The organism is Rhodococcus sp. P3_B8, assembly GCF_056402775.1.
Genome location: NZ_JBFUGT010000055.1, coordinates 1 through 23,092, shown reverse-complemented (window position 1 = coordinate 23,092; position 23,092 = coordinate 1). Strand labels below are relative to the sequence as shown.

Annotated in this window: 26 protein-coding genes; 15 read left to right on the top strand and 11 right to left on the bottom strand. The window is 67.9% G+C overall.

Annotation, left to right across the window (positions count from 1 at the left end):
• Positions 1-165 precede the first annotated feature (165 nt).
• Positions 166-1,113, top strand: coding sequence for an aldo/keto reductase (locus AC1D1G_RS19260; protein WP_477953258.1), 948 nt, complete (start codon positions 166-168; stop codon positions 1,111-1,113).
• Positions 1,114-1,115: 2 nt separating this feature from the next.
• Here AC1D1G_RS19260 and AC1D1G_RS19255 read toward each other — a convergent pair whose 3' ends face one another.
• Positions 1,116-2,033, bottom strand: a complete 918-nt coding sequence (locus AC1D1G_RS19255) for a tyrosine-protein phosphatase (protein ID WP_418341670.1) — start codon at positions 2,031-2,033, stop codon at positions 1,116-1,118.
• A gap of 226 nt (positions 2,034-2,259) precedes the next feature.
• Here AC1D1G_RS19255 and AC1D1G_RS19250 point away from each other — a divergent pair, with 226 nt between their 5' ends.
• From AC1D1G_RS19250 to AC1D1G_RS19235, 4 genes are read left to right on the top strand one after another with little or no spacing between them, the layout of a single operon-like run.
• Complete coding sequence (locus AC1D1G_RS19250) at positions 2,260-3,036, top strand: SDR family oxidoreductase (RefSeq protein WP_280779996.1); 777 nt, start codon at positions 2,260-2,262, stop codon at positions 3,034-3,036.
• 35 nt (positions 3,037-3,071) lie between these two features.
• The gene (locus AC1D1G_RS19245; protein WP_477953257.1) at positions 3,072-3,863 is read left to right on the top strand and encodes an SDR family NAD(P)-dependent oxidoreductase; all 792 of its coding nucleotides are present in this window, start codon (positions 3,072-3,074) and stop codon (positions 3,861-3,863) included.
• Between the two features lie 46 nt (positions 3,864-3,909).
• On the top strand, positions 3,910-4,722 hold the full coding sequence (locus tag AC1D1G_RS19240) for an SDR family NAD(P)-dependent oxidoreductase (protein ID WP_007300348.1): 813 nt from the start codon (positions 3,910-3,912) through the stop codon (positions 4,720-4,722).
• A 33-nt stretch (positions 4,723-4,755) separates the two neighbouring features.
• Positions 4,756-5,166 carry a hypothetical protein gene (locus AC1D1G_RS19235; RefSeq protein WP_247250604.1) on the top strand — a complete coding sequence of 137 codons (411 nt, stop codon included), beginning with the start codon at positions 4,756-4,758 and terminating at the stop codon, positions 5,164-5,166.
• Between the two features lie 6 nt (positions 5,167-5,172).
• Here AC1D1G_RS19235 and AC1D1G_RS19230 read toward each other — a convergent pair whose 3' ends face one another.
• Positions 5,173-5,784, bottom strand: coding sequence for a maleylpyruvate isomerase family mycothiol-dependent enzyme (locus AC1D1G_RS19230; RefSeq protein ID WP_477953255.1), 612 nt, complete (start codon positions 5,782-5,784; stop codon positions 5,173-5,175).
• Between the two features lie 119 nt (positions 5,785-5,903).
• On the opposite strand from AC1D1G_RS19230, the gene AC1D1G_RS19225 reads away from it, so the two are divergent.
• Positions 5,904-7,193: an HNH endonuclease gene (locus AC1D1G_RS19225; RefSeq protein WP_477953253.1), complete on the top strand. Its 1,290-nt coding sequence runs from the start codon at positions 5,904-5,906 to the stop codon at positions 7,191-7,193.
• Positions 7,194-7,225: 32 nt separating this feature from the next.
• Here the strand turns inward: AC1D1G_RS19225 and AC1D1G_RS19220 are convergent, their stop codons facing one another.
• Positions 7,226-8,401, bottom strand: coding sequence for a hypothetical protein (locus tag AC1D1G_RS19220; RefSeq protein ID WP_317568378.1), 1,176 nt, complete (start codon positions 8,399-8,401; stop codon positions 7,226-7,228).
• A gap of 95 nt (positions 8,402-8,496) precedes the next feature.
• On the opposite strand from AC1D1G_RS19220, the gene AC1D1G_RS19215 reads away from it, so the two are divergent.
• Positions 8,497-9,138 (top strand): hypothetical protein, encoded by a 642-nt coding sequence (locus AC1D1G_RS19215; protein ID WP_317568377.1) that lies wholly within the window; start codon positions 8,497-8,499, stop codon positions 9,136-9,138.
• 6 nt (positions 9,139-9,144) lie between these two features.
• Here the strand turns inward: AC1D1G_RS19215 and AC1D1G_RS19210 are convergent, their stop codons facing one another.
• Positions 9,145-10,380 carry a type II toxin-antitoxin system HipA family toxin gene (locus AC1D1G_RS19210; RefSeq protein ID WP_477953252.1) on the bottom strand — a complete coding sequence of 412 codons (1,236 nt, stop codon included), beginning with the start codon at positions 10,378-10,380 and terminating at the stop codon, positions 9,145-9,147.
• Complete coding sequence (locus AC1D1G_RS19205; RefSeq protein WP_009474594.1) at positions 10,380-10,628, bottom strand: helix-turn-helix transcriptional regulator; 249 nt, start codon at positions 10,626-10,628, stop codon at positions 10,380-10,382. Before AC1D1G_RS19205 ends, AC1D1G_RS19210 begins: the two co-directional genes overlap by 1 nt.
• A 198-nt stretch (positions 10,629-10,826) precedes the next feature.
• Here AC1D1G_RS19205 and AC1D1G_RS19200 point away from each other — a divergent pair, with 198 nt between their 5' ends.
• On the top strand, positions 10,827-11,597 hold the full coding sequence (locus AC1D1G_RS19200; protein ID WP_283331106.1) for a deoxyribonuclease IV: 771 nt from the start codon (positions 10,827-10,829) through the stop codon (positions 11,595-11,597).
• Here the strand turns inward: AC1D1G_RS19200 and AC1D1G_RS19195 are convergent.
• Positions 11,594-13,057: a SulP family inorganic anion transporter gene (locus AC1D1G_RS19195; protein WP_283331105.1), complete on the bottom strand. Its 1,464-nt coding sequence runs from the start codon at positions 13,055-13,057 to the stop codon at positions 11,594-11,596. The two genes, AC1D1G_RS19200 and AC1D1G_RS19195, sit on opposite strands and share 4 nt — an antisense overlap.
• 98 nt (positions 13,058-13,155) lie before the next feature.
• Here AC1D1G_RS19195 and AC1D1G_RS19190 point away from each other — a divergent pair, with 98 nt between their 5' ends.
• From AC1D1G_RS19190 to AC1D1G_RS19180, 3 genes are read left to right on the top strand one after another with little or no spacing between them, the layout of a single operon-like run.
• Positions 13,156-13,944: an amino acid ABC transporter substrate-binding protein gene (locus tag AC1D1G_RS19190; protein ID WP_477953251.1), complete on the top strand. Its 789-nt coding sequence runs from the start codon at positions 13,156-13,158 to the stop codon at positions 13,942-13,944.
• A 10-nt stretch (positions 13,945-13,954) separates the two neighbouring features.
• The gene (locus AC1D1G_RS19185; protein ID WP_009474599.1) at positions 13,955-14,623 is read left to right on the top strand and encodes an amino acid ABC transporter permease; all 669 of its coding nucleotides are present in this window, start codon (positions 13,955-13,957) and stop codon (positions 14,621-14,623) included.
• Entirely contained in the window at positions 14,620-15,381 is a 762-nt protein-coding gene (locus AC1D1G_RS19180; protein ID WP_477953250.1) for an amino acid ABC transporter ATP-binding protein, read from the top strand. Before AC1D1G_RS19185 ends, AC1D1G_RS19180 begins: the two co-directional genes overlap by 4 nt.
• Before the next feature lie 4 nt (positions 15,382-15,385).
• Here the strand turns inward: AC1D1G_RS19180 and AC1D1G_RS19175 are convergent, their stop codons facing one another.
• Positions 15,386-15,880 carry a GNAT family N-acetyltransferase gene (locus AC1D1G_RS19175; RefSeq protein ID WP_061044573.1) on the bottom strand — a complete coding sequence of 165 codons (495 nt, stop codon included), beginning with the start codon at positions 15,878-15,880 and terminating at the stop codon, positions 15,386-15,388.
• Between the two features lie 119 nt (positions 15,881-15,999).
• On the opposite strand from AC1D1G_RS19175, the gene AC1D1G_RS19170 reads away from it, so the two are divergent.
• Positions 16,000-17,247 (top strand): lipase family protein, encoded by a 1,248-nt coding sequence (locus AC1D1G_RS19170; protein ID WP_477953248.1) that lies wholly within the window; start codon positions 16,000-16,002, stop codon positions 17,245-17,247.
• A 3-nt stretch (positions 17,248-17,250) separates the two neighbouring features.
• Here AC1D1G_RS19170 and AC1D1G_RS19165 read toward each other — a convergent pair whose 3' ends face one another.
• The 3 genes from AC1D1G_RS19165 to AC1D1G_RS19155 are packed head-to-tail and all read right to left on the bottom strand — an operon-like array spanning position 17,251 to position 20,436.
• Entirely contained in the window at positions 17,251-18,102 is an 852-nt protein-coding gene (locus tag AC1D1G_RS19165; RefSeq protein ID WP_477953247.1) for a patatin-like phospholipase family protein, read from the bottom strand.
• 17 nt (positions 18,103-18,119) lie between these two features.
• The gene (locus AC1D1G_RS19160) at positions 18,120-19,919 is read right to left on the bottom strand and encodes an AMP-dependent synthetase/ligase (RefSeq protein ID WP_477953246.1); all 1,800 of its coding nucleotides are present in this window, start codon (positions 19,917-19,919) and stop codon (positions 18,120-18,122) included.
• On the bottom strand, positions 19,912-20,436 hold the full coding sequence (locus tag AC1D1G_RS19155) for a MarR family winged helix-turn-helix transcriptional regulator (RefSeq protein WP_105418891.1): 525 nt from the start codon (positions 20,434-20,436) through the stop codon (positions 19,912-19,914). The genes AC1D1G_RS19160 and AC1D1G_RS19155 overlap by 8 nt, the downstream gene beginning before the upstream one ends.
• 190 nt (positions 20,437-20,626) lie before the next feature.
• Here AC1D1G_RS19155 and AC1D1G_RS19150 point away from each other — a divergent pair, with 190 nt between their 5' ends.
• Both AC1D1G_RS19150 and AC1D1G_RS19145 read left to right on the top strand, forming a co-directional pair.
• Positions 20,627-21,130: a GNAT family N-acetyltransferase gene (locus tag AC1D1G_RS19150; RefSeq protein WP_418341658.1), complete on the top strand. Its 504-nt coding sequence runs from the start codon at positions 20,627-20,629 to the stop codon at positions 21,128-21,130.
• A 67-nt stretch (positions 21,131-21,197) separates the two neighbouring features.
• Entirely contained in the window at positions 21,198-21,626 is a 429-nt protein-coding gene (locus AC1D1G_RS19145; RefSeq protein WP_280779974.1) for an antibiotic biosynthesis monooxygenase, read from the top strand.
• On the opposite strand, the gene AC1D1G_RS19140 is transcribed toward AC1D1G_RS19145, so the two are convergent.
• Positions 21,572-22,087, bottom strand: coding sequence for an SRPBCC family protein (locus AC1D1G_RS19140; protein WP_283331097.1), 516 nt, complete (start codon positions 22,085-22,087; stop codon positions 21,572-21,574). The genes AC1D1G_RS19145 and AC1D1G_RS19140 overlap by 55 nt on opposite strands.
• Positions 22,088-22,215: 128 nt before the next feature.
• On the opposite strand from AC1D1G_RS19140, the gene AC1D1G_RS19135 reads away from it, so the two are divergent.
• Positions 22,216-23,092: SWIM zinc finger family protein (locus AC1D1G_RS19135; RefSeq protein ID WP_477953243.1), on the top strand; the 877-nt coding region annotated here is incomplete at its 3' end.

The following is a 23,092-nucleotide window of genomic DNA, read 5'->3' as shown; positions in this document are numbered from 1 at the left end:
GCGGTGGGCGGGGATCGCGCACACATGTCCGATTCGCGACGGTATCCGTCACCGAGAAGACTGTGTCCGGTAGCCGGACGCGCGTGCGCCTAGCGGCTGCGATAGCGTCGTCACGCGAACTCTTCGCACATTCCCGGACAGGACACACCTAGAAACGGAGCACCCGTGGTCGCGATCGGCAACTCGGATCTGGACATCTTTCCCCTGGCCCTCGGTGGTAACACCTTCGGCTGGACCAGTGACGAACCGACGTCGTTCGAGATCCTCGACGCCTTCGCCGCAGGCGGCGGCAACTTCGTCGACACGGCGGACTCGTACTCGGCGTTCGCCGAGGGCAACTCCGGCGGCGAGTCCGAGACCGTCCTCGGAAACTGGATGGCGTCCCGCGGCAACCGCGACCACATGGTGATCGCCACCAAGGTCAGCCAGCACCCGGAGTTCAAGGGCCTGGCCCCCGCCAACGTCCGCGCGGCGGCGGAGGCATCCCTGAAGCGGCTGCAGACCGACCACATCGACGTGTACTACGCCCACTTCGACGACGCCGACACTCCCCTCGTCGACACACTCGGCGCCTTCGACGAACTGGTCCGCGACGGACTCGTCCGCCACGTCGCCATCTCCAACTACTCGCCCGAGCGCATCCGCGAGTGGCTGTCCCTGACGGCCGAGAACGGCTTCGCTGCCCCGATCGCGCTGCAGCCGCACTACAACCTGGTGCACCGCCACGACTACGAGCCCGAGGTGGCCGCGATCGCCACCGAGAACGGCCTGGGCGTCTTCCCGTACTACTCGCTCGCCGCGGGCTTCCTGGCGGGCAAGTACCGCACCCAGGCCGACCTGGACGGTCAGCCCCGCCAGCGGATGGCGACCCGCTACTTCTCCGAGTCCGGTCTCGCCGTCGTCGCCGCCCTGGCCGAGATCGCCGACACGCACTCGGCGGAAATCTCGACCATCGCGCTCGCGTGGCTCCTCACCCGGCCCGGCATCACCGCGCCGATCGCGAGCGCGAGCCGCCTCGAACAACTTCCCGCGCTACTCGACGCCCCGACCGTGACCCTGACCGCATCCGAGATCAGCCGGCTCACGACTCTCTCGGACGCGATCGGCGCCTGACCTCAGCTCAGCAGCTTGCCCCGGAGCCGGTCGACGGTCGCCGCGCTCAGACCGAGACCCTCGGTGAGATAGCGGTCGACCGTGCCGTACTGCTCGGTGAGCCGGCCGAGCCCGGCCTCGAGGTAGCTCCGGTCGACGCCCAGCAGCGGCTGGTAGATCTGCGCCACCGCCTCGCCGCGGCTGGCGGCGATCTGGTCGTACGTGATCTTCATCGACGCGGCGGTGTAGTCGTTGGTGAGCAGATAGTCGTCGAAGATGGTGTCCTGCGGGACGCCCGCGATGGAGAGCAACAGCGCGGACGCCCAGCCGGTGCGGTCCTTGCCCGCCGTGCAGTGGAAGATCTGCGGCCCCTCGGTATCGGCCAATGACGTCAGGAGTTGCGCGAACCCGGCCCGGGTCGCCGCGTCGTCGACGAAGCTGCGGTTCATCTGCTGCATGAACGCGACGGCGTCGGCGGGCGACTTCAGTTGCGCGACTGCGGCACCGAGGTCTCCCGACAGGATGGGGATACCGAGGTAGCGCGGCCCGGCCGGGAGCCGGTCGGGTTTCGCCGCCACCTCCTCGACGGTCCGCACGTCGTACACCGCGGTCAGTCCGAGCCCGGTGAGGACGGCGAGATCCTGATCGTTCGGAACCAGAGCGTTCGAACGGTAGAACACTCCCCTCGTGACGTGCCCTCCGCGGGTGGTGGCGTACCCCCGGCCCGTTCCCCCGACGTCGCGGAAGTTGTCGACCGACGCCAGTCGAGGTGTCTCGACGACCGGGCCCGCGCTCCCGAAGTCGGACGAACCGAATCCCGGGAGGCTGATTCCGGGCAGCGACAGCGGGTCCGCCGAAGCGAGCGCAGGCGTGCCGAAACCCGCGAACAGGACGCTGCCGGTGATCAGCACCGCGGCGGTGGAGGTGACGCGTCGAGACATGGGGGAAGCCTTTCGATGGGCTGTCGGGGAGATCCGCCCGTCCGGCATGTCCGGAGTGTCAGCGGGTAACCCACATCACAGTGGTCGGACGTTTCCCGTGGCTACGAGTTGTTCCGATCACCGGGAGAACCCGTTTCCCGCCGGCGGCGCCCACAGCAGACTCGGGCCGTCGGCAGCCGACGTGCCCGACGAAGATGACTCTTTGACGACGAGGATGTGAGCTGAGATGACCGAGACCGCACAGCAACTGGCGGGGAAGGTTGTGATCGTGACCGGGGCGGCGCGGGGGCTCGGCGCAGCCTTCGCCCAGCGCATCGTCGACGAGGGCGGGAGCGTCGTGGTCGGCGACGTTCTCGACGACGACGGCCGCGCGATCGTCGACCAACTCGGTGAGCGGGCGCGGTACAGCCACCTCGACGTCACGGACCCGCAGCAGTGGCAGGCCGCGGTCGACGTGGCGACGAGCGAATTCGGACGCGTCGACGGCCTCGTCAACAACGCCGGCATCTCCACCGGCCAATACATCGAGCACGAACCGCTCGAACACTTCCGGACGGTCCTCGACATCAACCTGACCGGCGTGTTCAACGGTCTGCAGGCCGTGATCGGTCCGATGCGCGCCGCCGGCGGCGGATCGATCGTCAACATCTCGTCGGCCGCCGGTCTGATGGGACTCGCGCTGACCGCCGGTTACGGCGCGTCCAAGTGGGGCGTGCGCGGGCTCACGAAGATCGCCGCCGTGGAACTGGGCACCGACCGGATCCGCGTCAATTCCGTCCACCCGGGGATGACGTACACCCCGATGACCGCGGGCCTCGGAATCCAGCAGGGCGAGGGCAACTACCCGAACACTCCCATGGCCCGGGTCGGCGTGCCCGAGGAGATCGCCGGTGCCGTCGGGTTCCTGCTGTCCGACGCGTCCACGTACGTCACCGGGGCGGAACTGGCCGTCGACGGCGGATGGACCGCGGGGCCGACCGTCAAATACGTCATGGGCCAATGAGATCGAATTCGGCAAACACACGAGGAGCACAGATCATGAATCGCTTCGACAACCGGCGGATCCTGGTGACCGGAGCCGCATCGGGCATCGGACAGGCCACCGCCCTCCGCCTGCTCGAGGAAGGCGGCACCGTCGTGGCAGCCGACGTGTCCGAGGACGGCCTCGCGCGGACAGCGGAACTGGCCGAGGCAGCAGGCACGGCAGGGCGACTCAGCGTGGTCGCAATCGACATCGGCGACGAGAAGTCCGTCACCGACGGCGTGAGCCGCAGCGTCGAGAAGCTCGGCGGACTGGACGTACTCGTGAACGCCGCGGGCATCCTCCGCGCCTCGCACACCCACGAGACGTCGCTGGACGTGTGGAATCAGGTGATCGGGATCAACCTCACCGGCACGTTCCTCATGGTCCGCGAATGCCTGCCCGCGCTGCTGCGCAACGACCGCAGCGTGGTCGTGAACTTCAGTTCCACGTCCGCCGCGTTCGCGCACCCCTACATGGCCGCGTACGCCGCGAGCAAGGGCGGCATCCAGTCGTTCACCCATGCACTGGCTCTCGAATACGGCAAGCAGGGTCTGCGCGCCGTCGGTGTCGCCCCCGGCAGCATCAAGACCGGCATCACCGACGCCACATCCGGATACGTTCCGTCCGATGCCGATTGGAGCCTGTTCGCCAAACTCTCACCCATCCTGCCCACCACCCTGGAATCGGGCGGCGCGGCGATGGGCGGACCCGAGCAGGTCGCCGGAGTCGTCGCCATGCTCGCCTCCGACGACGGCGCGTTCGTCACCGGAACCGAGATCCGCATCGACGGCGGAACCCACGCCTGACCGGTTGAACCCTTGCGCGTGCGACGGCGGCACGTAGGTTGGACACATGAGCCTGCCCACCCCTGCCGCCGATCGCACCGCGCTCGTCACCGGAGCGTCGTCCGGGATCGGTGCGGCCCTCAGCCGTGAACTCAGCCGCCGCGGTCACCAGGTGGTGCTCGTCGCCCGCCGAGCCGAGAAGTTGGAGGAACTGGCCACCGAGCTACGGGCCGCAGGTGGTCGGGCGCATGTGCTGGGTGCCGATCTCTCCGACCGCTCGGCCCGCGCGACGTTGCTCGACCGTGTCGGCGAGCTCGGGCTCACCCTCGACATCCTCGTCAACAACGCCGGCCTGTCCACGCTCGGCCCGGTGGCCGCGTCCGACCCGGACGCCGAGATGAACATGATCGAGGTCGACGTCATGGCCGTCGCCGACCTCTGCAGCCGCGCCCTGCCCGGCATGGTGCAACGACGCCGAGGAGCCGTCCTCAACGTCGCGTCCACAGCCGCGTTCCAGCCGCTGCCCGGACAAGCTGCCTACGCCGCCGGAAAGGCATTCGTCCTCTCCTACACCGAGAGCCTCACCGGCGAACTGAAGGGCACCGGTGTCACCGCGACCGCCCTCTGCCCCGGACCCGTCGACACCGGTTTCGGTGAGACAGCCGGCTTCGCGAAGGAAGACGCCGAAGCCGCACTGCCCAGCTTCATGTGGGAAAGCCCCGAATCCGTGGCCAGGACCGGAATCGACGGCCTCGACAAGGGGCACATGATCGCCATCCCCGGCCTCGCGAACCGGGCCGCGTCCGTGTTCGCCCACCTCGCACCGAACAAGCTCCTCGTCCCCGTCCTGGCCAGCCGTCATCCCGGATTGCGGACGTAGAAACTGCCGGCGTTTTACTGTGGCCTGGTGGAGATGACTACCGCTACTCGCCGATTCACACAGATCACCGCGACCGTGGCCGTCGCCGCAGCCGCCCTCCTCGGGAGCGCCGGTGTGGCCGCGGCCGACGAATGGCCGCCGGTACCCACCGAGCCCAGTCCGGTCGCGCCGTTCGACAACCAGAACTTCCTCACCCCCACCGATCTCGACTATTGGAATCCGTTCGTCAGCGCGAATCGGCTCACGTCACCGTTCGGAACCGCCAACCGCATCGTCTGCACCGGATTCCACGGCGTACTGCTCGACTGCTGGCAAGCCGACCAGAACGGGCAACCACACAAACTCGTCAAGTTGTCCATGAACTTCCCCGGATCCCTCGGCGCCACCCTCCCCGGCGGAGGTCCCGGGCACTTCGTCTACCCGGGCGTCATCCCGGGTATCTGAACCGGACTACAACGGGTCGCCCTCGACCCGTCCTGCCGGCAGCGCGCGGCCGCAGATCATCAGCGCGAGATCCTCGCCCGTTCCGCGTAATTCGGCGCCCGACCCGTACGACCAGTCGAGGTCCGTGGCCCGCAGGCCACGTCCCTCGATGTCGATGCCGAAATTCGAGTGCCCACCACCCGCCGTGAGATCGTTGAGGACGACGCGCATCGTCTCCTCCGGTACGTGTCGCGGCACCCCGAGCGGCACGCTGGCGTCGAGACCGTGGATCACCACATGGTTGAGCGCGCCGTGATAGCCGCTGCCCGGCGGGGTCCACCTGCGCATGATGTCCGAGCGCAGGTTGGCGACGAGTTCCGCCGGCACCAATTCGGCGTCGCTACGGGCGATCTCGTTGGAGAGCCGGGTGAAATCGAACTCGCACTCACGCAGGCGCGCCATGAACTGCTCCTCGGAGTAGCGCGCGGCCATGGTGAGATGCGCGACCACTTCCCGAATCCGCCAGCCCATGCACAGCGACGGCGTGTCCCATTCCGCGTCCGAGATCCCGTCGAGCAGATCGGCCAGTGCCGAGAACTCGTTCGCGACCGCACGTTGCAGATCGGCGTCATCGGTCATCGCACCCAGCCCCCACATCTTTGTCGACGAGAGTCCCACACCACCGTAGCCGGGTATTGCCTTGGTCGAGCATGATTGATAGGATCGAACATACATTCGAACCTTGGGGGAGGTTGGTTGTGGGGGAATTGATTGCAGCAGATCTGGCCGAGTTGCGTGCGTTCACGGCGCGGCTACGAGCGGTCTCCGCTGGCGGTGATGCGGGGTTGGGGATCGAGTGGCTCGACGCGATCGAGGCGTTGAAGTCGGTCGGGTGTGCGGTGCAGGCGGTGATCACCGACGGCGTCGCCACGAGTATTCGTGCGGATCGCAGGGCTCGGGGGTTGCCGCGGGTGGAGTGGGACCGCTGCATTGCCTCGCAGATTGCGTTGGCACGCAGGGAATCCCCGAACCGCGGTGGTCGGCATCTCGGGTTCGCGCAGGCTCTGGTGCACGAGATGCCCCACACCCTGGCCCTGTTGCGGTCGGGCCGGCTGAACGAATGGCGAGCCACGCTGCTTGTGCGGGAGACGGCGTGCCTGTCGGCGACGGATCGGGGCATCGTGGACCGTCGGTTGTGTTCGGACCCGGCCACTCTCGACGGGGTCGGCGATCGCGGGCTGATCGCACGGGCGAAGGCGTTGGCGGTGGAACTCGACGCCGCAGCGGTCGTGGCCCGGCACCGCAAGGCGGTGTCCGAGCGTCGGGTCACGACCCGGCCGGCGCCGGACTCGATGGCCTACCTGAGCGTGTTGATGCCGGTCGAGCAGGCGGTCTGTCTGCAGGCGACCCTGGGGCGGGATGCGGACAGTCTGATCGCCGCCGGAGACAGTGGCGGCCGCACCCGCAATCAGCTGATGGTGGACCTGTTGTTCGACCGCGGAACCGGCCGGGCCGCTGCGAGTGGCGTTCCGGTGGCGGTGAATCTGGTGCTCTCGGACGAGACCTTGCTGGCCGGTGGGCACGAGGCGGCGCAGTTGCAGGGGTTCGGGCCGGTGCCGGCGGGGATTGCCCGGCAGTTGGTGGCAGATTCTGTCGATGCCGACGCGGAGACGTCGTTGCAGCGGGTGTATTCCTGCCCGCAGTCGGGGTCGTTGACCGCGATGGAATCGCAATCCCGCATATTTCCGAAGGGCCTGCGACAGCTGATCGACCTGCGGGACCGGACGTGCCGAACCCCGTGGTGTGACGCGCCGATCCGGCATCACGACCACATCCGCTCACGTCGAGAATCCGGTGCCACGACGGCGGACAACGGGTCCGGCCTCTGCGAAGCCTGCAACTATGCGAAGGAAGGCGACGGATGGACCGCCCGCCCGGTCGCTCGTCCCGGCGGCCGGCATCTGATCGATCTCGGCACCCCGACCGGACATCACTACCGGTCCACGGCGCCTCCGTTACCGACCCCGGCGTACCTGCGCGTGTCATGAGGTGGTGGGGGCTACCCTCTCGGTCGCCGGGGTCACTTGCTCCCACCCGACCAGGAGGTGAGTTCGGCGATGTCTCCGTACAGCGTCGACTGGTAGGTGAGCATCAGTTCCTCCACCCCGCCGAACTGATCGCCGACGTGATGGGTGTTCTCCGCCGACAGCTCGCGGTCGCCGGAGCGTGAGATGAGTTCGTCGATGCGGCTGTCGAGACTCATCGCCCGGTTGACCGCCAGCACGGACCGCAGTTGCACCTCGGCTCGGGACAGCAGGTCGCCGATTCGTGCGAGTGCGGCGACGCGGTCGACCAGTTGATCCCACACCGGCTTCAGTGCGTTCTGCCGGGCCTCGATCTGTCGACGGGCCGTGTCGGAATGGGTGGCACGCAGCGCTTCGTCGAGTTCGGTCCGGATTCCGCGCAGCGCCACGGTGTCGACGGCGATCTGTGTCAGTTCTTCGGCGAGGTCGAGTTGGTACCGCTGGATCGCAAAGTGCTCCGAATGCCAGACTGCGGAACCGTCGATCCTGTCGAAGAGCATCCCCGCCAGGTAGAGCAGGGTGTCGTACGAGTCGGCGAATCTGTCGTTGTCGAGATCGACGCCCTTGCCGATGGCCTCGGCGACGCGGCGGCCGACTGCGGCCATCGGGGTGTTTTCGGCGGCCTGGCCGAGGCGTTCCGCCGCGGTGCCGCGGGCATAGTTGCCTGCACGTTCGAGCGCGGTGCCGGCGATCGGCGCCGGTGTGCGTTGCAGCGCCCGGAACAGCGCCTCACGCTGCTCGAGATCGAGATGGACACCCTCACGCCGATCCCGGCGCATCGCCCGGACACCGTTGCCGTAGTGCGCCGGCGACATCACGACCGCGGACCGAGACGACTGCAGCTTGCAGGCCAGTTCGGTGGCACGGTATTTGAACAGTAGTTGCGCCGGTCCGGGGCGCAGGCTGTCGGCGCGGCGCGCCAACTGGTGGTACTCGTCCGTCAGCAGACGCAGGGCCCCGAAGCCGCCGAGCGACGGGATGGTGCGGCCCGCGCGACGCCGGTGGGTGAGTACCTGCCGGGTGGGCGAATCGAGGTGTCCGGCGGCGATCAGGACGGCAGCGGCGTCCGACAACGGGGCGTGCGTGCCCGTGATCGCGGATCGTTCACACCATTGGCGGACCTGCAGGGAGATGCGTGCACGCCGCTCCTCGTACTGGGTGCTTTCCGACATCGGACCTCCTGGCGGTTCACTGGTCACCACTGTCCCAGAATTTCGTCCGACGCGCCGCGACCGCCGAGGCCGCGTGCGGTTCTAGGCTCTCCACCATGACCTACACGGTGCGTGCGGTACTTCTGTTCGCGACGGCATTGGTGGTGGCCGGTTGCGGTCGCTCGGTCGACGGATCCCCCGAGACCGGCGCCGTCGCGGGGCCCGCGACCACCCCGACCGGGACGACCGCACCGAAGACCACCGCACCGAAGACGACCACCACCACCAGCCCGACCACGACGACGTCGTCGCGCCCTACCACCACGACAACCACCACGAACACCCCGGCCCAGGCAGACCCGCAGACGTTTGCGGGCACCGCGGCGGGGAGCTACTACTTCACGACACCGAGCACCAAGTTCCACTGTGCGATCCTCACCGGCGGCGACGTCCCGACCGCCGGCTGTCACGGGCCGATGCCGGCGTCGGCGCCGAAGGTTCCGGGCGCGGGCGCGTCCGGCAGCCCGGTGACGCCCAACGCGATCGAGGTCGCCGGTGGCCGCCCCGGTCAGTTCGCCAGCGCCGGCGACCCCCGGTACTACCCGCTCGACCGATCTGCCGCCCCCGCACTGTCGTACGGCACCGCGTTACACGTGAACGACCTGACGTGCCTCGTCGACGAGACGTCCGGGGTCACCTGCCGTAGCGACGCGGGCCACGGATTCACGCTCTCGGACAGCGCGTTTCGAGTGTGGTGAGCCGGCTCAGCCCAGTTCGTCCGAGCGCCGTTCCATCAGCGTGCGCAGCTGGGCATTCTCTTTCGCGGTGAAGCCGATCGTCTCGATCTCCGCGATGCCGCGCCCGATGCCCTTGCGGATGCCGTCGAGCATTCTGGTGACCGCGCGTTCGGGGACACCGAGCCGGCCACCGGATTCGACGAAGTGCCTGCGGTTCAGCTTGTTCGCCTTGCCGTAGAAGTCGAGAGCCATCGGGTCGCGCCATCCGAGGTACGGCTGGGTGCACAGCAGGTCGTAGGCCGGTGTGACGCTCCACAACCCCGATTCGGCGAGCTGCACCGAGAAGTTCTTTCCGTGCAGGTCGCCGTTGCCGATCGCGTACGAATAGGCCACCAGCCGAAGCAGTTCCAGGGTGGCGACCCGGGCCGAACCGCCGCCGCGCTCACACACGCCGGCGAGTGCGGTGATCACGTTCTCGGTCTTCAGCCGGTACTTGGCGGCGGGGAACATCCCCATCACCTGGCACGCATCCTCCTGGGGTGTGCGGATGACGCGGCCGGACGAATCGACGCGCCGGTCGAATCGGGCGACGAGCAGACCGGCATTGCCCTTCCCGTCGCGCACCAGCTGGTGGTCGGCGACGGGCAACCCGCACTGCGCGGCGAGGCCCATGAAGAAGTGCTCGTTCTCGACCAACTGCGGATACCCCTGCGGTGGTGAAAGTTTGAGGATGGCAGGACCCTTCTCGGTGGCGATCGGCGTCGAGTACATCTGCGCCGACACCTTCGCCTGCACACCGGGTAGCGAGGTGGGGTCCAGTTTCACCGCCTCGTGCCCCGACATGTGCTCGAACAACGCCCGCAGGTCCTGGCGCTCGACCGCGTCGGGGTCGAACACCGGTGCGGTCTCGGGCGGCGGCACCCCCGCGGGTAGCACGCGCACGTCGCCGATCGTGTCGGCCCCGACCGCCATCAGGATCGTGAGGTGATCGTCTTCGGACGTCTTGGTGGCCGCCACCGCGCCCCGCAGCCGGATCCCTTCCGGGAGGAGACCCGCGAAGAACGGTGGGACGCTGCCCCCACTCGCGCGCACCTCGGTCGACGACGTGGGGATCGTCCACGCGATCTGCGGGGCGCCGGGGTCCTGCAGGTACGTGGCGTCGTAGCGGAAGACGACGTCGCCGCCCTCCCGCACGAGACGTCCCGCGAGGCGCTCGCCCTTGTAGACGTCGGCCCGGTCGATGTTGCTGAGGTTCTCGACCATCAGGACGCCACCTCCACGCCCGAGCGGGTGACGAGCGCCAGGCGGCATCCCATGGCGTCCGCGACGGCGTCGACGAGATCCAGTTGCACGGTCCCCCGACCCGATTCGATCGACTGCACGCTGGACCTCGACACCCCGGCCAGGTCGGCCAGCTCCGCCTGCGTCAGCCCGAGCTGGTGTCGCCGCGCCACGAACCCGTCGGCGACCCCGCCGGTCTCGGTTCGCTCGCGGCGGCGTGGGGTTGCCATGAAGCCTCCCTGCTCGGTGCAATGCTTGTCGACGGATGCTTAACGCCAGTGTGCGCCGATTCCGTCTCGAAGTCCATACCTATGACTGCCATCGCAAGCTTAAGATGCGAGAAGAACGCAAAATGCATCTCCTCCGGCTTTAAGCATGCGATCACAAGCACAAGGCACCTCGTCACACCCACCCCCTACCCTGGATACATGCGCATAGGAGCACACGTCCGCCAGGACGAAGATCCGATCGGATACGGCGAACGGCTCGGCGCCGACGTCATCCAGATGTTCCTCACGGACCCGCAGAAGTGGGACAAACCGCCGACGCATCCGCGGACCGACGAGATCCGGAACAGTCCCATCGACGTCGTCGTGCACTCGTCGTACGTGATCAACGTGGCCAGCCTCAACAATCGACTCCGCATGCCGTCCCGCAACGCCGTCGCGCAGCAGGCGCAGGCCGCCGCCGACATCGGCGCGTTCGGGCTGGTGGTCCACGGCGGGCACGTCCGCGACGGCGAGGACGTGAACGCAGGGATCGTCAACTGGCGCAAACTCTTCGAACGTCAGGCCGACAAGGGCGGATTCCCGGTCCCCATCCTGATCGAGAACACGGCGGGCGGCGACTTCGCGATGGCACGGCACTTCGACGCCATCGACCGGCTGTGGCAGGAGGTCGGCGATTTCGGCGCCGGATTCTGCCTCGACACCTGTCACGCGTGGGCGGGCGGCGAGGAACTGGTCGGTGTCGTCGAACGCATCAAGGCCATCACCGGACGCATCGACCTGGTGCACCTCAACAACTCCCGCGACGAGTTCAACTCGGCCCGCGACCGGCACGCCAACCTCGCCGACGGAACCATCGACGCCGAACTGCTCGCCGAGGTCGTGCGCACCGTCGATGCGCCGGTCGTCCTCGAGACGCCATCGGAGGGGCTGGCCGAGGACCTCGCGTACCTGCGGGAAACCGCGGGTTAGTCGCCCAGCCGGCCGGTCAGCCTGCGGTACCGCTCCTCGCTGACCGGGTTCAGGCCCTCCACGGTGACGTCGGTGCCGCGGCTCGCGTACTTGGTGGTGATGCCGTCGAGCGCGGCCACAGTGGACGCGTCCCAGATGGTGGCGCCCGACAGATCGATCACGACGCGGCCGGGGTCGTCGGCGTAGTCGAACGAGAACACGAGGTCGTTGGACGAGGCGAAGAAGAGTTGACCGCTCACCCGGTACGTCTTCACGTCGCCGTCGAGTTCGCCGCGCACGTCCACCATGTGGGCCACCCGGCGTGCGAACAGAACCATCGCCACCAGCACGCCGACACCCACACCGATCGCGAGGTTGTCGGTGGCGAGGGTGCCCGCCACGGTGCTGAGCATCACCATCGTCTCGCTCAGCGGCATCCGCCGGAGCGTGCGGACGCTGTGCCAGTCGAAGGTCGTGGCGGCCACCAGCACCATCACGGCGACGAGCGCCGCCATCGGAATGGTCCCCACCACGTCGCCGAGCCCGACCACGAGAATCAGCAGAAATGCACCGGACAGAAACGTCGACAACCGGGTTCGCGCGCCACCGGTCTTGACGTTGATGATGGTCTGCCCGATCAGTGCGCACCCGCCCATGCCGCCGAAGAGTCCGGTCACGATGTTCGCGACGCCCTGGCCCCACGACTCCCGCGTCTTGTCCGAGTGCGTATCGGTGACGGAGTCCACGAGTTTGGCGCTCATCAACGATTCGAGCAGTCCGACGACGGCCATCGCCAGCGCGAACGGCGCGATGATCTGCAGGGTGTCGGCCGTGAGAGGAACGTCCGGCAGCCCGATCAGAGTCGGCAGCCCGTCGGGCAGTTCACCCTGGTCTCCGACGGTGGGCACCGCGACACCGGCGAGGACGGTGAACGCGGTGAGACCGACGATCACCAGCAGCGGGGCGGGCACCGCCGTGGTCAGCTTCGGGATCCACACGAGCAGCGCCAGCCCGGCGGCGAGCAGCGCGTACACCGCCCACGGCACATCCGTCAGATACGGGAACTGGTGCACGAAGATGAGGATTCCCAGCGCGTTGCAGAACCCCACCATCACGCTGCGAGGCAGGAACCGCATGAGCCGCGCCACCCCGAGGAGGGCGAGGAGGATCTGCATCGCACCGCCGAGGAAGACGGCCGCAATGAGGTACTGCAAACCGTGTGACGCCATGAGCGGGGCCAGCACCAGCGACACCGAACCGGTGGCCGCGGAGATCATCGCGGGACGGCCACCGGTGAACGCGATGGTCATCGCCATGATCGCGGCGGTGAACAAGCCCACCCGCGGATCGACCCCCACGATGATGGAGAACGACAACGCCTCCGGGATGAGGGCCATCGCCACGACGAGCGCGGACAACGACTCGATACGAAACACCGTCGGATGCAGCCACACCGGCCGTCGGAGAGCGAGAGAGGGCACAGCGAGACAATCCTTCTTCCTGAGGGGACTCGGAAGATCCTATCCGGGTAGCGTTCGACCAGTACGGTTAGCTGATCCGCCGACAGAGGAGGCACCCCGTGCGACGCACACTTCCGGCCGTCCTGATCACCGTCCTGACCGCGCTGTCGCTGGCGGGGTGTGGGAACTCCGACTCGGGGCCGGTCATCGACCAGGTTCGCGAGGCCGGGGTACTGAAGGTCGGCACCGAGGGCACGTACACACCGTTCAGCTACCAGGGCCCCGACGGTCAGCTCACCGGGTACGACGTGGATGTCATCCGCGCGGTCGGTGACAAACTCGGCGTCTCCGTCGAGTTCACGCAGACACCGTGGGACTCGATCTTCGCGGGCCTCGAAGCGAAACGCTACGACCTCGTCGCCAACCAGGTGACCGTCAACGACGAACGCATCCAGAAGTACGACCTGTCGACGCCGTACACCTACTCCGAGGGTGTGATCGTCACCCGCGCCGACGACAACTCGATCACCTCGCTCGCCGACCTGAACGGCAAGACGACGGCGCAGTCCGCGACGAGCAACTGGGCGCAGGTCGCCAGGGACGCGGGTGCGAACGTCGAATCCGTCGAGGGCTTCGTGCAGGCCATCACTCTGCTCAAGGACGGCCGCGTCGACGCCACCGTCAACGACAATCTGGCCGTCGCCGAATACCAGAAGCAGACGAACGACACCGGTGTGAAAGTGGCTGCCGAAACCGGTGACACGAGCGAGCAGGCGTTCGCGGCCCGCAAGGACAGCGGTCTGATGCCCGACATCGACAAGGCCCTGGACGAACTACGCGCCGACGGAACGCTCGCCGAGATCTCGCAGAAGTACTTCGGCACCGACGTCTCGGCACCGACCAACTGAGAGCCTGCCTGTGGACGACGCAACAGTCCAGCTGATCCTGGACAACCTGTGGCCGATGCTGAAGGCCACGGTCACCATGACGATTCCGCTGACGATCATCAGCTTCACCATCGGGCTCGTGATCGCGTTGCTGGTGGCGCTCGCCCGGATCTCGTCGATCAGACCGCTGTCGGTGATCGCCCGCTTCTACGTGTCCATCATCCGCGGCACGCCTCTCCTGGTGCAGCTGTTCATCGTGTTCTACGCGCTGCCCCAGTTCGGCGTGGTTCTCGACCCCTTCCCGGCGGCCGTGATCGCGTTCAGCCTCAACGTCGGCGGGTACGCCGCCGAGGTGATCCGGTCGGCGATCCTGTCGATCCCCAAGGGCCAGTGGGAAGCCGCGCAGACCATCGGGATGGGGTACACCACCACACTGCAGCGGATCGTGCTGCCGCAGGCCGCACGGGTCGCGGTGCCGCCGCTGTCCAACACATTGATCTCGCTGGTGAAGGACACCTCGCTGGCATCGACGATCCTGGTGACCGAACTGCTGCGCGTCGCCCAGCTCGCCGCCGCACCGACGTTCGACTTCTTCGCCCTCTACAGCGTCGCCGCCCTGTACTACTGGGTGATCTGCATCTTCCTGTCGGCCGTCCAGGGCCGGCTCGAAGCCCGACTCGACAGGTATGTGGCCAAATGACCGACACCCCTCCCCTGCTTCAGGTATCCGGCGTCGAGAAGTCGTTCGGCGAGCATCACGTCCTGCGCGACATCAGCTTCGACGTGGGGGCCGGAACGGTGACCGTCATCATCGGGCCGTCGGGGTCCGGCAAGACGACGGTGTTGCGCACCCTCAACGCCCTGGACGTGGCGGACCGCGGGACGATCTCCATCGGCGACGTGTCCGTGGACTTCGGCGCCAAGGTGGACCGGTCGACGCTGGCCACGTTCCGCGGGCAGAGCGGCATGGTGTTCCAGGCCCACAACCTGTTTCCGCACAAGACGGTGGTCCAGAACGTCACCGAGGGGCCGATCGTGGTGCAGAAACGCCCCAGGGACGAGGCGCGCGCGGACGCGATGCGGTTGCTCACCCAGGTCGGCCTGGCGGAGAAGGCGGACCAGTACCCGTATCAGCTGTCGGGTGGCCAGCAGCAGAGGGTCGGTATCGCCCGGGCGCTCGCGCTGAAACCGAAACTGATGTTGTTCGACGAGCCCACGTCCGCACTCGACCCCGAACTGGTCGGCGAGGTGTTGCGGGTGATCCGGGATCTCGCGACCGAGGGCTGGACGATGGTGATCGTGACCCACGAGATCCGGTTCGCGCAGCAGGTAGCCGATCAGGTGTTGTTCGTCGACAACGGCGTCGTACTCGAACGCGGCACACCGAGAGACGTACTCGCCAACCCGACCGGGCCGAGACTGCGCCAGTTCCTGCACCGTATCCTCGACCCGCTGTGAACGGTCAGCGCAGGGATTTCTCCATGAGCACGACGCTCGGCCATTCCACGTCGAAGTCCCTGCGACCCACCAGGAAGAATCCCTGCTCCTCGTAGTAGTCGCGTAGCCGGGCGTTGGTTTCGACGCACTCGAGCCGGACGACGGACGCGTCCTCGGAGCGGGCGTGCTCGTCGACCCACCGGAGCAACTGGGCGCCGAGTCCCGCGCTGGCGTGCCGGCGGTCTGTCATGACCCGGGCCACGTAGGCGGCCGGTATGTCGTCCTCGGTCCACACGTCGGGGTCGGACCGCAGCACCCGCAGCGCGCCCACCACGATGCCCGCGAACAGCGCGACACGCCATTCCCCGAACTCGATCTGTTCACGAACGTCGGCGAGCGACACCTCACCCCGGGCGGGTGCGTCGAGTTCCCTGGCCAGGATCCAATCCTCAGCGTCCCAGTGCATCTGAACGATGTCTTCAGCCTGCTCGAGTACTGCCCGCTCCACGGTGACCGCCATGCACACACAGTAACCACCCCGCGACGAAAACAAACCACCGCTGTACCCGTGTCGATCTGCGATGATGTGACTGGAGTTACAGTTACATTCTGGGACAGTTACCTCAGGCGGTGGTAGCGATGAAGCTGTTTCGTGCAGTGGTCCTGATGACACTCTCCACCTGCGCGGCCGCGTTCGTCTGCGTCCATCCCCCACGTGTGTCCGCCCAGCCCCTGGGCACCGAATCCATTCTCCCGTCCCCCATTCCGGACGACGACTTCTTCGCGTGGCCGCCGAACGTCGCGGAGTTCGACGCCGGTGAGATCATCCGCTCGCGGGAAGTGACGCTCCGGGCGTTCCCGAACACGCTGGTGCCGCACCGGGCTCACCAGATCATGGTGCGTTCCAACGATTCCAAGGACCGTCCCGTGCCGGTGACCGCGACGGTCCTGGTGCCGACCGCGGCGTGGACGGCGCCGGAACCGAGACCGGTGGTCGCCTACAACATGCCCATCGACTCCCTGGGCGCCCGGTGCACCCCGTCCTACAAGATGGTGCACGACTGGCAGACCCTGGACCTGGACATCCCACCGGTGCTGTCGCTGTTCCTCGCGAAGAACTACGCGGTGCTCGTGCCCGACCACGAGGGACCGCGGATGGCGTACAGCGCGGGACGAATGGCGGGTCATGCCGTGCTCGACAGCATCCGCGGCATGAAGCGTCTGCCCGGTCTCGGGCTCTCGGACAGTCCGGTCGTCGCGACGGGTTACAGCGGTGGTGCGATCGCCACCGGCTGGGCGGCGCAACTGCAACCGTCGTACGCGCCGGACGTCGAACTCGCCGGCGCCGCCGCGGGCGGCATCCCCGCCGATTTCGGTTTGCTGCGCAGGACGATGAACGGCCAGCTCGGTTCGGGTCTGTACCTGTCCGCCGTCCTCGGGCTCGCCCGCGAGTATCCGGAAATGCTGACACTGGCGAATCCGCTCGGTGTGCTGCTGGCGACGTCCCCACTGAAGGACCAGTGCATCCTGGCCCTCGCACCCGCCGGGATCGCGTTGCTTCCCGCCGAACTGTTCGCGGCCGTACCCGACCCGTTCGGCAATCCCACGGCCCGAACGGTGGTCGCCGAAAACAGGATGGGCGCGCTCACCCCGGCCACGCCGGTGCTGCTGTATCACGGGTCGTCGCGGGTGTTCCTCGGCGACGAATGGATTCCGGAGGAGGGGGTGATCGCGCTGCAGCAGGAGTGGTGCCGCGGCGGCGGCGACGTCACCTACGCCCCGCAGTTCGGCGAGCACCTCACCGCGGCCGTGTTCGCGCTGCCCGAGGTGGTGCGCTGGATCGACGAGCGACTGGCCGGGGTGCCTGCGACCGCGGGATGCCGCTGACGGTTATCCGTGCACGTGCGGCAACAGCAGATCGGCCTGACCGACCTGGACGACCCGCGCCTCGTCGAGCCACTTCGCGGTCTGCTCCCGTGCCCGCGTGATCAGCTCGTCGGCGTCGCCGAAGTCGGCGGGACTCGTGTCCAGTGGGCACAGCGGGGGCACCACCCGGATGTCGGCGGCACTCTCGTACCGTTCGATGTCGAGGGCGAGCCGCTGATTGATCGCGAGGGTCACACCGAGCAACCCCATGCCCAGGGCACTTCCGGGGACCTTCGAGAGGGTGCACGCATATCCGGTCGGGAGTACCCACACGGTCGTGGCCCCCAATTCGATTGCATGGGAGATGGGCGTGTTGTTGACGACCCCGCCGTCCATCAGCGCCCGGCCGTCGATCACCACGGGTGGGAGGATGCCGGGCAGCGCCGCGCTGGCGGTGACGGCGTCGACGGCCGGCCCCGTGGACAGCCGGACGTCCTTGCCGGTCAGCACGTCGGCGGMGATGACGTGCAGCGGGATCGGCGCGTCCTCCATCCGTTCGAACCGCAGATTCTGCTCCAGCAGCCTCCGGATGGCGCGGTTGGACACCAGATGGTTCCGGAGGCCGACGAAACCGGTGAATCCGGTGAGCAATCCGGTGGGGAACACCGCACTGCGGGTGAGACCACGCCACAGATCGGCGAGTGCACGCAGATCTGCGTCGGAGGAGCCGCCGGCGAGCCAGGCGCCGTTGAGCGCGCCGACGGACGTGCCGACGATGAGGTCCGGCCGAATTCCCCTGCCGATCAGGGTCTGCAACATGCCGACCTCGATGGCACCGAGGCTCGCCCCACCCGACAGAACGAAAGCTGTTGTCATGCCGCCACCGTAACGGGTCAGCCCCGCCGGTACAGGCTCGCGATGTCGTCGGCGAAGCGCTCGGTCACCACGGGACGCTTGATCTTCAGGGTGGCGGTCAGCTCTCCGTCGGCCTCCGTGAGGTCGCGGCCGAGGACGACGAACCGTTTGATCGACTCCGTGTGCGAGACGGTGGTGTTCGCGTCGTCCACCGCGTCCTGCAGGTCCCCGCGCAGCTCCTCGTCGTCGCGCAGGTCCGCCACCGTGGCGTCGGACGGCTTGCCGTGCGCGGACTTCCACTTGTCGAATTCCTGCGGATCGACCGTCAGCAGGGCACCGATGAACGGGCGGCCGTCGCCCACCACGACCGCCTGCGAGACGAGGGTGTGCGAGCGCAGCCGGTCTTCGAGGGGCCCCGGCGACACATTCTTGCCGCCGGCGGTGATCAGCAGATCCTTCTTGCGGCCGGTGATGGTGAGGTAGCCCTCGTCGTCCAGGTCGCCGAGATCGCCGGTGCGGAACCAGCCGTCGTCCAGCACGTCCCGGGTGGCGTGTTCGTTTCGCCAGTAGCCGCCGAACACGACGCCGCCGCGCAGTTCGATCTCACCGTCTGCGGCGATGCGCACGCTGTTGCCGTCCAGGGGCTGACCGACCGTCCCGATCTTCTGAGCGCCGGGGACGTTCACGCAGTGCGCGGCAGTCGATTCGGTGAGACCGTAGCCCTCGTAGACCGGAACTCCCATGCCGCGGAAGAAGTGACCGAGCCTCGGGATGAGGGCCCCGCCACCGGAGATCGCCCACCAGCAGTCGCCGCCCAGGGCGGCACGGAGTTTCGCGTAGACGAGTTTGTCGGCGAGCGCACGCTCGAGCCGGAGTCGCAGCGACGGACCGCCCGTGTCCTGGGCCTCGCTGTACGCCACCGCCGTGGTCTCGGCGAAGTCGAAGATCCGTTTCTGCAGGCCGCCCGCCGACGCCGCCTTGCGCGCCGCACCGTCCCGCACCTTCTCGAACACGCGGGGTACACCGAGAATGGTGTTGGGCCGGAAACGTTCGAATTCGCCCGTGACCGTGCCGAAGTCGGACCAGTGTGCCTGCGTCGCGCCGGCCTCGAACATCGCCAGCGACACCGCGCGCGCCAGCACGTGCRCCAGCGGAAGGAACGTCAGGACGCGGTTGCCGGGCCGGGCGACGTCACCGATCGGTGCCGCGAGCAACGCCCGCACCTCCGACAGGAAGTTCCGGTGGGTGAGGGTGCAGCCCTTGGGACGGCCCGTGGTCCCGGACGTGTACACGAGCGAGGCGAGATCGTTGGCGGTCAGCGCCACCACCCGTTTGAACACCTCGGAATCGTCGATCGACAACCCGTCCTTGATGAGCGTGCCCACCGCGTCCTCGTCGATGGTGAGGATGCGCTTCAGCGTGTAGGGGATGCCGTCACCCTCGAAACTCGACGCGTGGGCCGGAGTCTCCACGAGCGCGGCGACCGCCCCTGAATCCTCGATGATCCACCGGATCTGGTCGTGCGAGGACGAGTCGTAGATCGGGACGGACGCGGCGCCGGCCGCCCAGATCGCGTAGTCGAGCAGCGACCATTCGAATCTCGTCGACGACAGCAGTGCCACACGGTCGCCGGGCTGGACACCGTTGGCGATCAAACCCTTCGCGACCCCGATGACGAGCGCGCCGAAGTCCTTGGCCGTCACGTCGACCCACCCACCGGACTCGGGACGTGTGTACATCACCCGATCCGGATGGCTCTCGGCGTGCGCGAACACCCTCAGCACGGCGTTCTCGTGGTCGGAGACGGTGAACGTCGGGGCGCTGGTGTACTCACGCACGGGTGTCGTCTCCGATGCTGTCGTGGTCTGTGTCGCCGCCCTGGCGGAATTTCCGGAGGTGCCGGGCGAACGCGGCGATTTCACTGTCCGACCACGTGGCCACCCGGTCGCGGACTTCCTCCACGCGGCGTGCGTCGGCGCCGGCCAGCACCGCGACGCCGCCGTCGGTGAGGCTCAACGGATGACCGCTGCGGAGCGGTCCCGGCTCCGCGTGCACCCACCCCTCGTCGATGCAGCCCCGGAGTTGACGCGACACCGTGGAGCGGTGCACGCCGAATGCGTCCGAGATCTGGGTGGCCCGGCATCCCGGATTGCGGGCGACGAAGGAGAGCAGCGAATGTTGAGCGAACGTCGGGGATCCGACGGGAGGACGGTCATCGGCAACCAGTTGACGGACGAGGCGGACGAGTTCGTCATGGACGGCCACCACGCCCGACGCGGGCGTTTCCTCCGGCTCGACCTCGTTGTGTTGCACACCGCAACTGTATCCGACCACTCTGGCCTCGACCACCCGCACCCCGATTCCCTTTGTCCTTCGCTCGACTCACGTTCTGCCCATACTGCTATCGATCGTTCGGAAATTCATTCGGCCCGAATCGTCACACGGTCACAATTGGAGAACGCTTTCCGTCCACCGCTACCGGCCGGACAACGGGCGCCGTCAGAAATCCGTTGCGGCCGCGGGCCCGTCGATACACTCTGTCCGCATGCTGATCAGACGCGAGAATCCGGGCGACATCGACGCGGTGGCGGAGGTGCACCGGCAGGCCTTCGACGGCGACACTCCCCTCGAGGTCGGCCTCGTGACCCGATTGAGGTCGGGCGACGCGTGGATTCCGCAGCTGTCCCTCGTCGCCGAACTGGCCGGGTCCGTCGCCGGCCACGTGTGCCTGACCCGCGCGACCGTCGACTCCACGGACGTACTCGCGCTCGGCCCGATCGGCGTGCTCCCCGACCTCCAGCGCGACGGCGTGGGTTCGGCACTGATGCACGCCGCACTCGGCGGCGCCGACGCCAGGGACGAACCCCTGGTGGCACTGCTCGGTCACCTCGACTACTACCCGCGGTTCGGCTTCGTCTCCGGAACGTCGGTCGGGATCGAGCCGGACCAGCCCTCGTGGTCGTCCCACTTCCAGGTCCGCCGGCTCGCACGCTGGAATCCGAGCATCACCGGCACGTTCAGGTACGCCGCGCCCTTCTACGACCTGTGACGTCGTAACCGCTGGTAGTTTGAGGTGGCACGTGTCACGGGGGTGAGCGGAACCGAGGTAGGAAACGATGGAGCACGCGGCCGAGGGCGCCGGAACAGCCGGGCCGGTGGATGCGTCCGTCACGACGACCATCGTCCGCCGGGTCCTTCCCGGCTGCGACGAGGAGTTCGCCGACTGGATCCAGACCGGACTCGGGCTGGCCCGGCTGTTTCCCGGATTCCTCGGCGGAGGATGGCTGAAGGAGAGCAGCACCTCCGATGTCTGCGTGATCGTGCTGAAGTTCGAAACCCAAGCCGCGCTGGACAACTGGTTGACATCGTCGCTGCGGAACGGATGGCTGAGGACCGGCGGGAACATCGCGGTCGAGGAGCCGGACGAGCCGGCATCCGACGTGGAGAGCCTGTTCGAACGCCCTCGACGCCGGACCGTCGCCGGCCACGGTCAGGCGGACTCCCCGGGGATCTGCGCACCCGACGGCATCCCCTCCCCCAAATAGGTCTGATAAAACGGGCGCCAGTCCGCGGACGCATCTCCACGGTGACCGGGCGCGTCGGAGCCGTCGAGGTGCCGGTCGAGGTCGGCGAGGCAGACACTCCACCCGGCGGCGTTCCTGGCTGCCGTGTTGCGGACCTCGAGAACGTTGACGAGCGTCAGGGCGCACCCGTCCGCGGTCGGCTCGACCTCGAAGTGGATCTCGTCCCCGCCCCACGTGAACGCCAGCGTGCACGGGGCGCCGTAGACGAGGACCGTCCCCGTCTCGGGGTCGCTGTGCGGTTCCGGAAAGAACTCGATGTCGCCGCCGGCGTAGGTGTCGAGGCGGACCCGTGACGGAAACCAGTGCGCGAGCTCGTCCGGCTCCGACACGGCCTCCCACAGCCTCTGGACGGGGAACGGGTACGTGCACCGGAACCGCACGGCGGGACGACCCTTGAACTCGAAATACCTTCCGTGGATCACCGGCCCACTCCCTCGCTGTCGTACCTGACGACAGCTTGACACGGGAGACCGACGTCCACACCGAAGTTGGCCGACAATTCCGAGCACCCTCCTCCCTTCCTGTCGGACAACTCCCCTACGGTGGCGGAGTGACGTCGCCTTGGTCGGAGGGACAGGTCGCATCGGTCGCCCCCGATGCCGGCTCGCTCGCTGCCGCCGCAAAGCTGTCGGCCGCGTGGTCGGAGACGGGCAGCAACGGTGGCGCGCTCTGGGGACTGTGCCAGGGCAGCGGCAAGAGCCCCTATCGATCGGTCGTCGATCTCTCCGGGCCGGCGTACAACTGCTCGTGCCCGAGCCGGAAATTTCCCTGCAAACACACGCTCGGATTGTTGCTGATCTGGTCGCACGGCCGGGTCCCGGAGCGGTCCGAACCGCCGCCGTTCGCGGCGGACTGGCTGAGCCGCAGAGCGGGGCGGGCAGCCGCGCCGGCGGCTGCCGCCACCACGACGGCCGGTGCGAAGGCCACCGAACGCCGGACCGAGCGGGTGACGGCGGGCCTCGACGAACTCGACCTGTGGCTCACCGACCAGATCCGCGGCGGGCTCGGCGCAGCCGGCATCTCGGCATCCGCGTTCGACGCCATCGCCGCCCGCATGGTCGACGCGCAGGCGCCCGGCGTCGCGTCCGCCCTGCGTCGCCTGCCGATCGTCGTGGCCACCCGCGCCGACTGGCCGGACCGGCTGCTCCGCGAGTACGCCAGGCTGCACCTCCTCGTCGTCGCCCATCGCCGTCTGAGCGAACTACCGGAACCACTGCAGGCGTCGGTGCGCTCGCACGTGGGGTACCCCGTGGCAACCGACAGCGTGCGCGGCGAGCCGGGAGTCCGTGACCGGTGGATGGTCCTGGGAATGCAGACCACCGAGGAGAAGCGCCTCTTCACCCGCAAGGTGTGGCTGATCGGCCGCAACCACGGTCGCCGCGCGATCCTCCTGGACTTCGCGCACGGCTCCGCGAACTTCTCGACAG

Bases quoted from the DNA above. Each gene is read 5' to 3' on its own strand.
- AC1D1G_RS19255 (WP_418341670.1), bottom strand. From the start codon at position 2,033: ATGTCTCGACGCGTCACCTCCACCGCCGCGGTGCTGATCACCGGCAGC.
- AC1D1G_RS19250 (WP_280779996.1), top strand. From the start codon at position 2,260: ATGACCGAGACCGCACAGCAACTGGCGGGGAAGGTTGTGATCGTGACC.
- AC1D1G_RS19245 (WP_477953257.1), top strand. From the start codon at position 3,072: ATGAATCGCTTCGACAACCGGCGGATCCTGGTGACCGGAGCCGCATCG.
- AC1D1G_RS19240 (WP_007300348.1), top strand. From the start codon at position 3,910: ATGAGCCTGCCCACCCCTGCCGCCGATCGCACCGCGCTCGTCACCGGA.
- AC1D1G_RS19235 (WP_247250604.1), top strand. From the start codon at position 4,756: ATGACTACCGCTACTCGCCGATTCACACAGATCACCGCGACCGTGGCC.
- AC1D1G_RS19230 (WP_477953255.1), bottom strand. From the start codon at position 5,784: ATGACCGATGACGCCGATCTGCAACGTGCGGTCGCGAACGAGTTCTCG.
- AC1D1G_RS19220 (WP_317568378.1), bottom strand. From the start codon at position 8,401: ATGTCGGAAAGCACCCAGTACGAGGAGCGGCGTGCACGCATCTCCCTG.
- AC1D1G_RS19215 (WP_317568377.1), top strand. From the start codon at position 8,497: ATGACCTACACGGTGCGTGCGGTACTTCTGTTCGCGACGGCATTGGTG.
- AC1D1G_RS19210 (WP_477953252.1), bottom strand. From the start codon at position 10,380: ATGGTCGAGAACCTCAGCAACATCGACCGGGCCGACGTCTACAAGGGC.
- AC1D1G_RS19205 (WP_009474594.1), bottom strand. From the start codon at position 10,628: ATGGCAACCCCACGCCGCCGCGAGCGAACCGAGACCGGCGGGGTCGCC.
- AC1D1G_RS19200 (WP_283331106.1), top strand. From the start codon at position 10,827: ATGCGCATAGGAGCACACGTCCGCCAGGACGAAGATCCGATCGGATAC.
- AC1D1G_RS19180 (WP_477953250.1), top strand. From the start codon at position 14,620: ATGACCGACACCCCTCCCCTGCTTCAGGTATCCGGCGTCGAGAAGTCG.
- AC1D1G_RS19175 (WP_061044573.1), bottom strand. From the start codon at position 15,880: ATGGCGGTCACCGTGGAGCGGGCAGTACTCGAGCAGGCTGAAGACATC.
- AC1D1G_RS19170 (WP_477953248.1), top strand. From the start codon at position 16,000: ATGAAGCTGTTTCGTGCAGTGGTCCTGATGACACTCTCCACCTGCGCG.
- AC1D1G_RS19150 (WP_418341658.1), top strand. From the start codon at position 20,627: ATGCTGATCAGACGCGAGAATCCGGGCGACATCGACGCGGTGGCGGAG.
- AC1D1G_RS19145 (WP_280779974.1), top strand. From the start codon at position 21,198: ATGGAGCACGCGGCCGAGGGCGCCGGAACAGCCGGGCCGGTGGATGCG.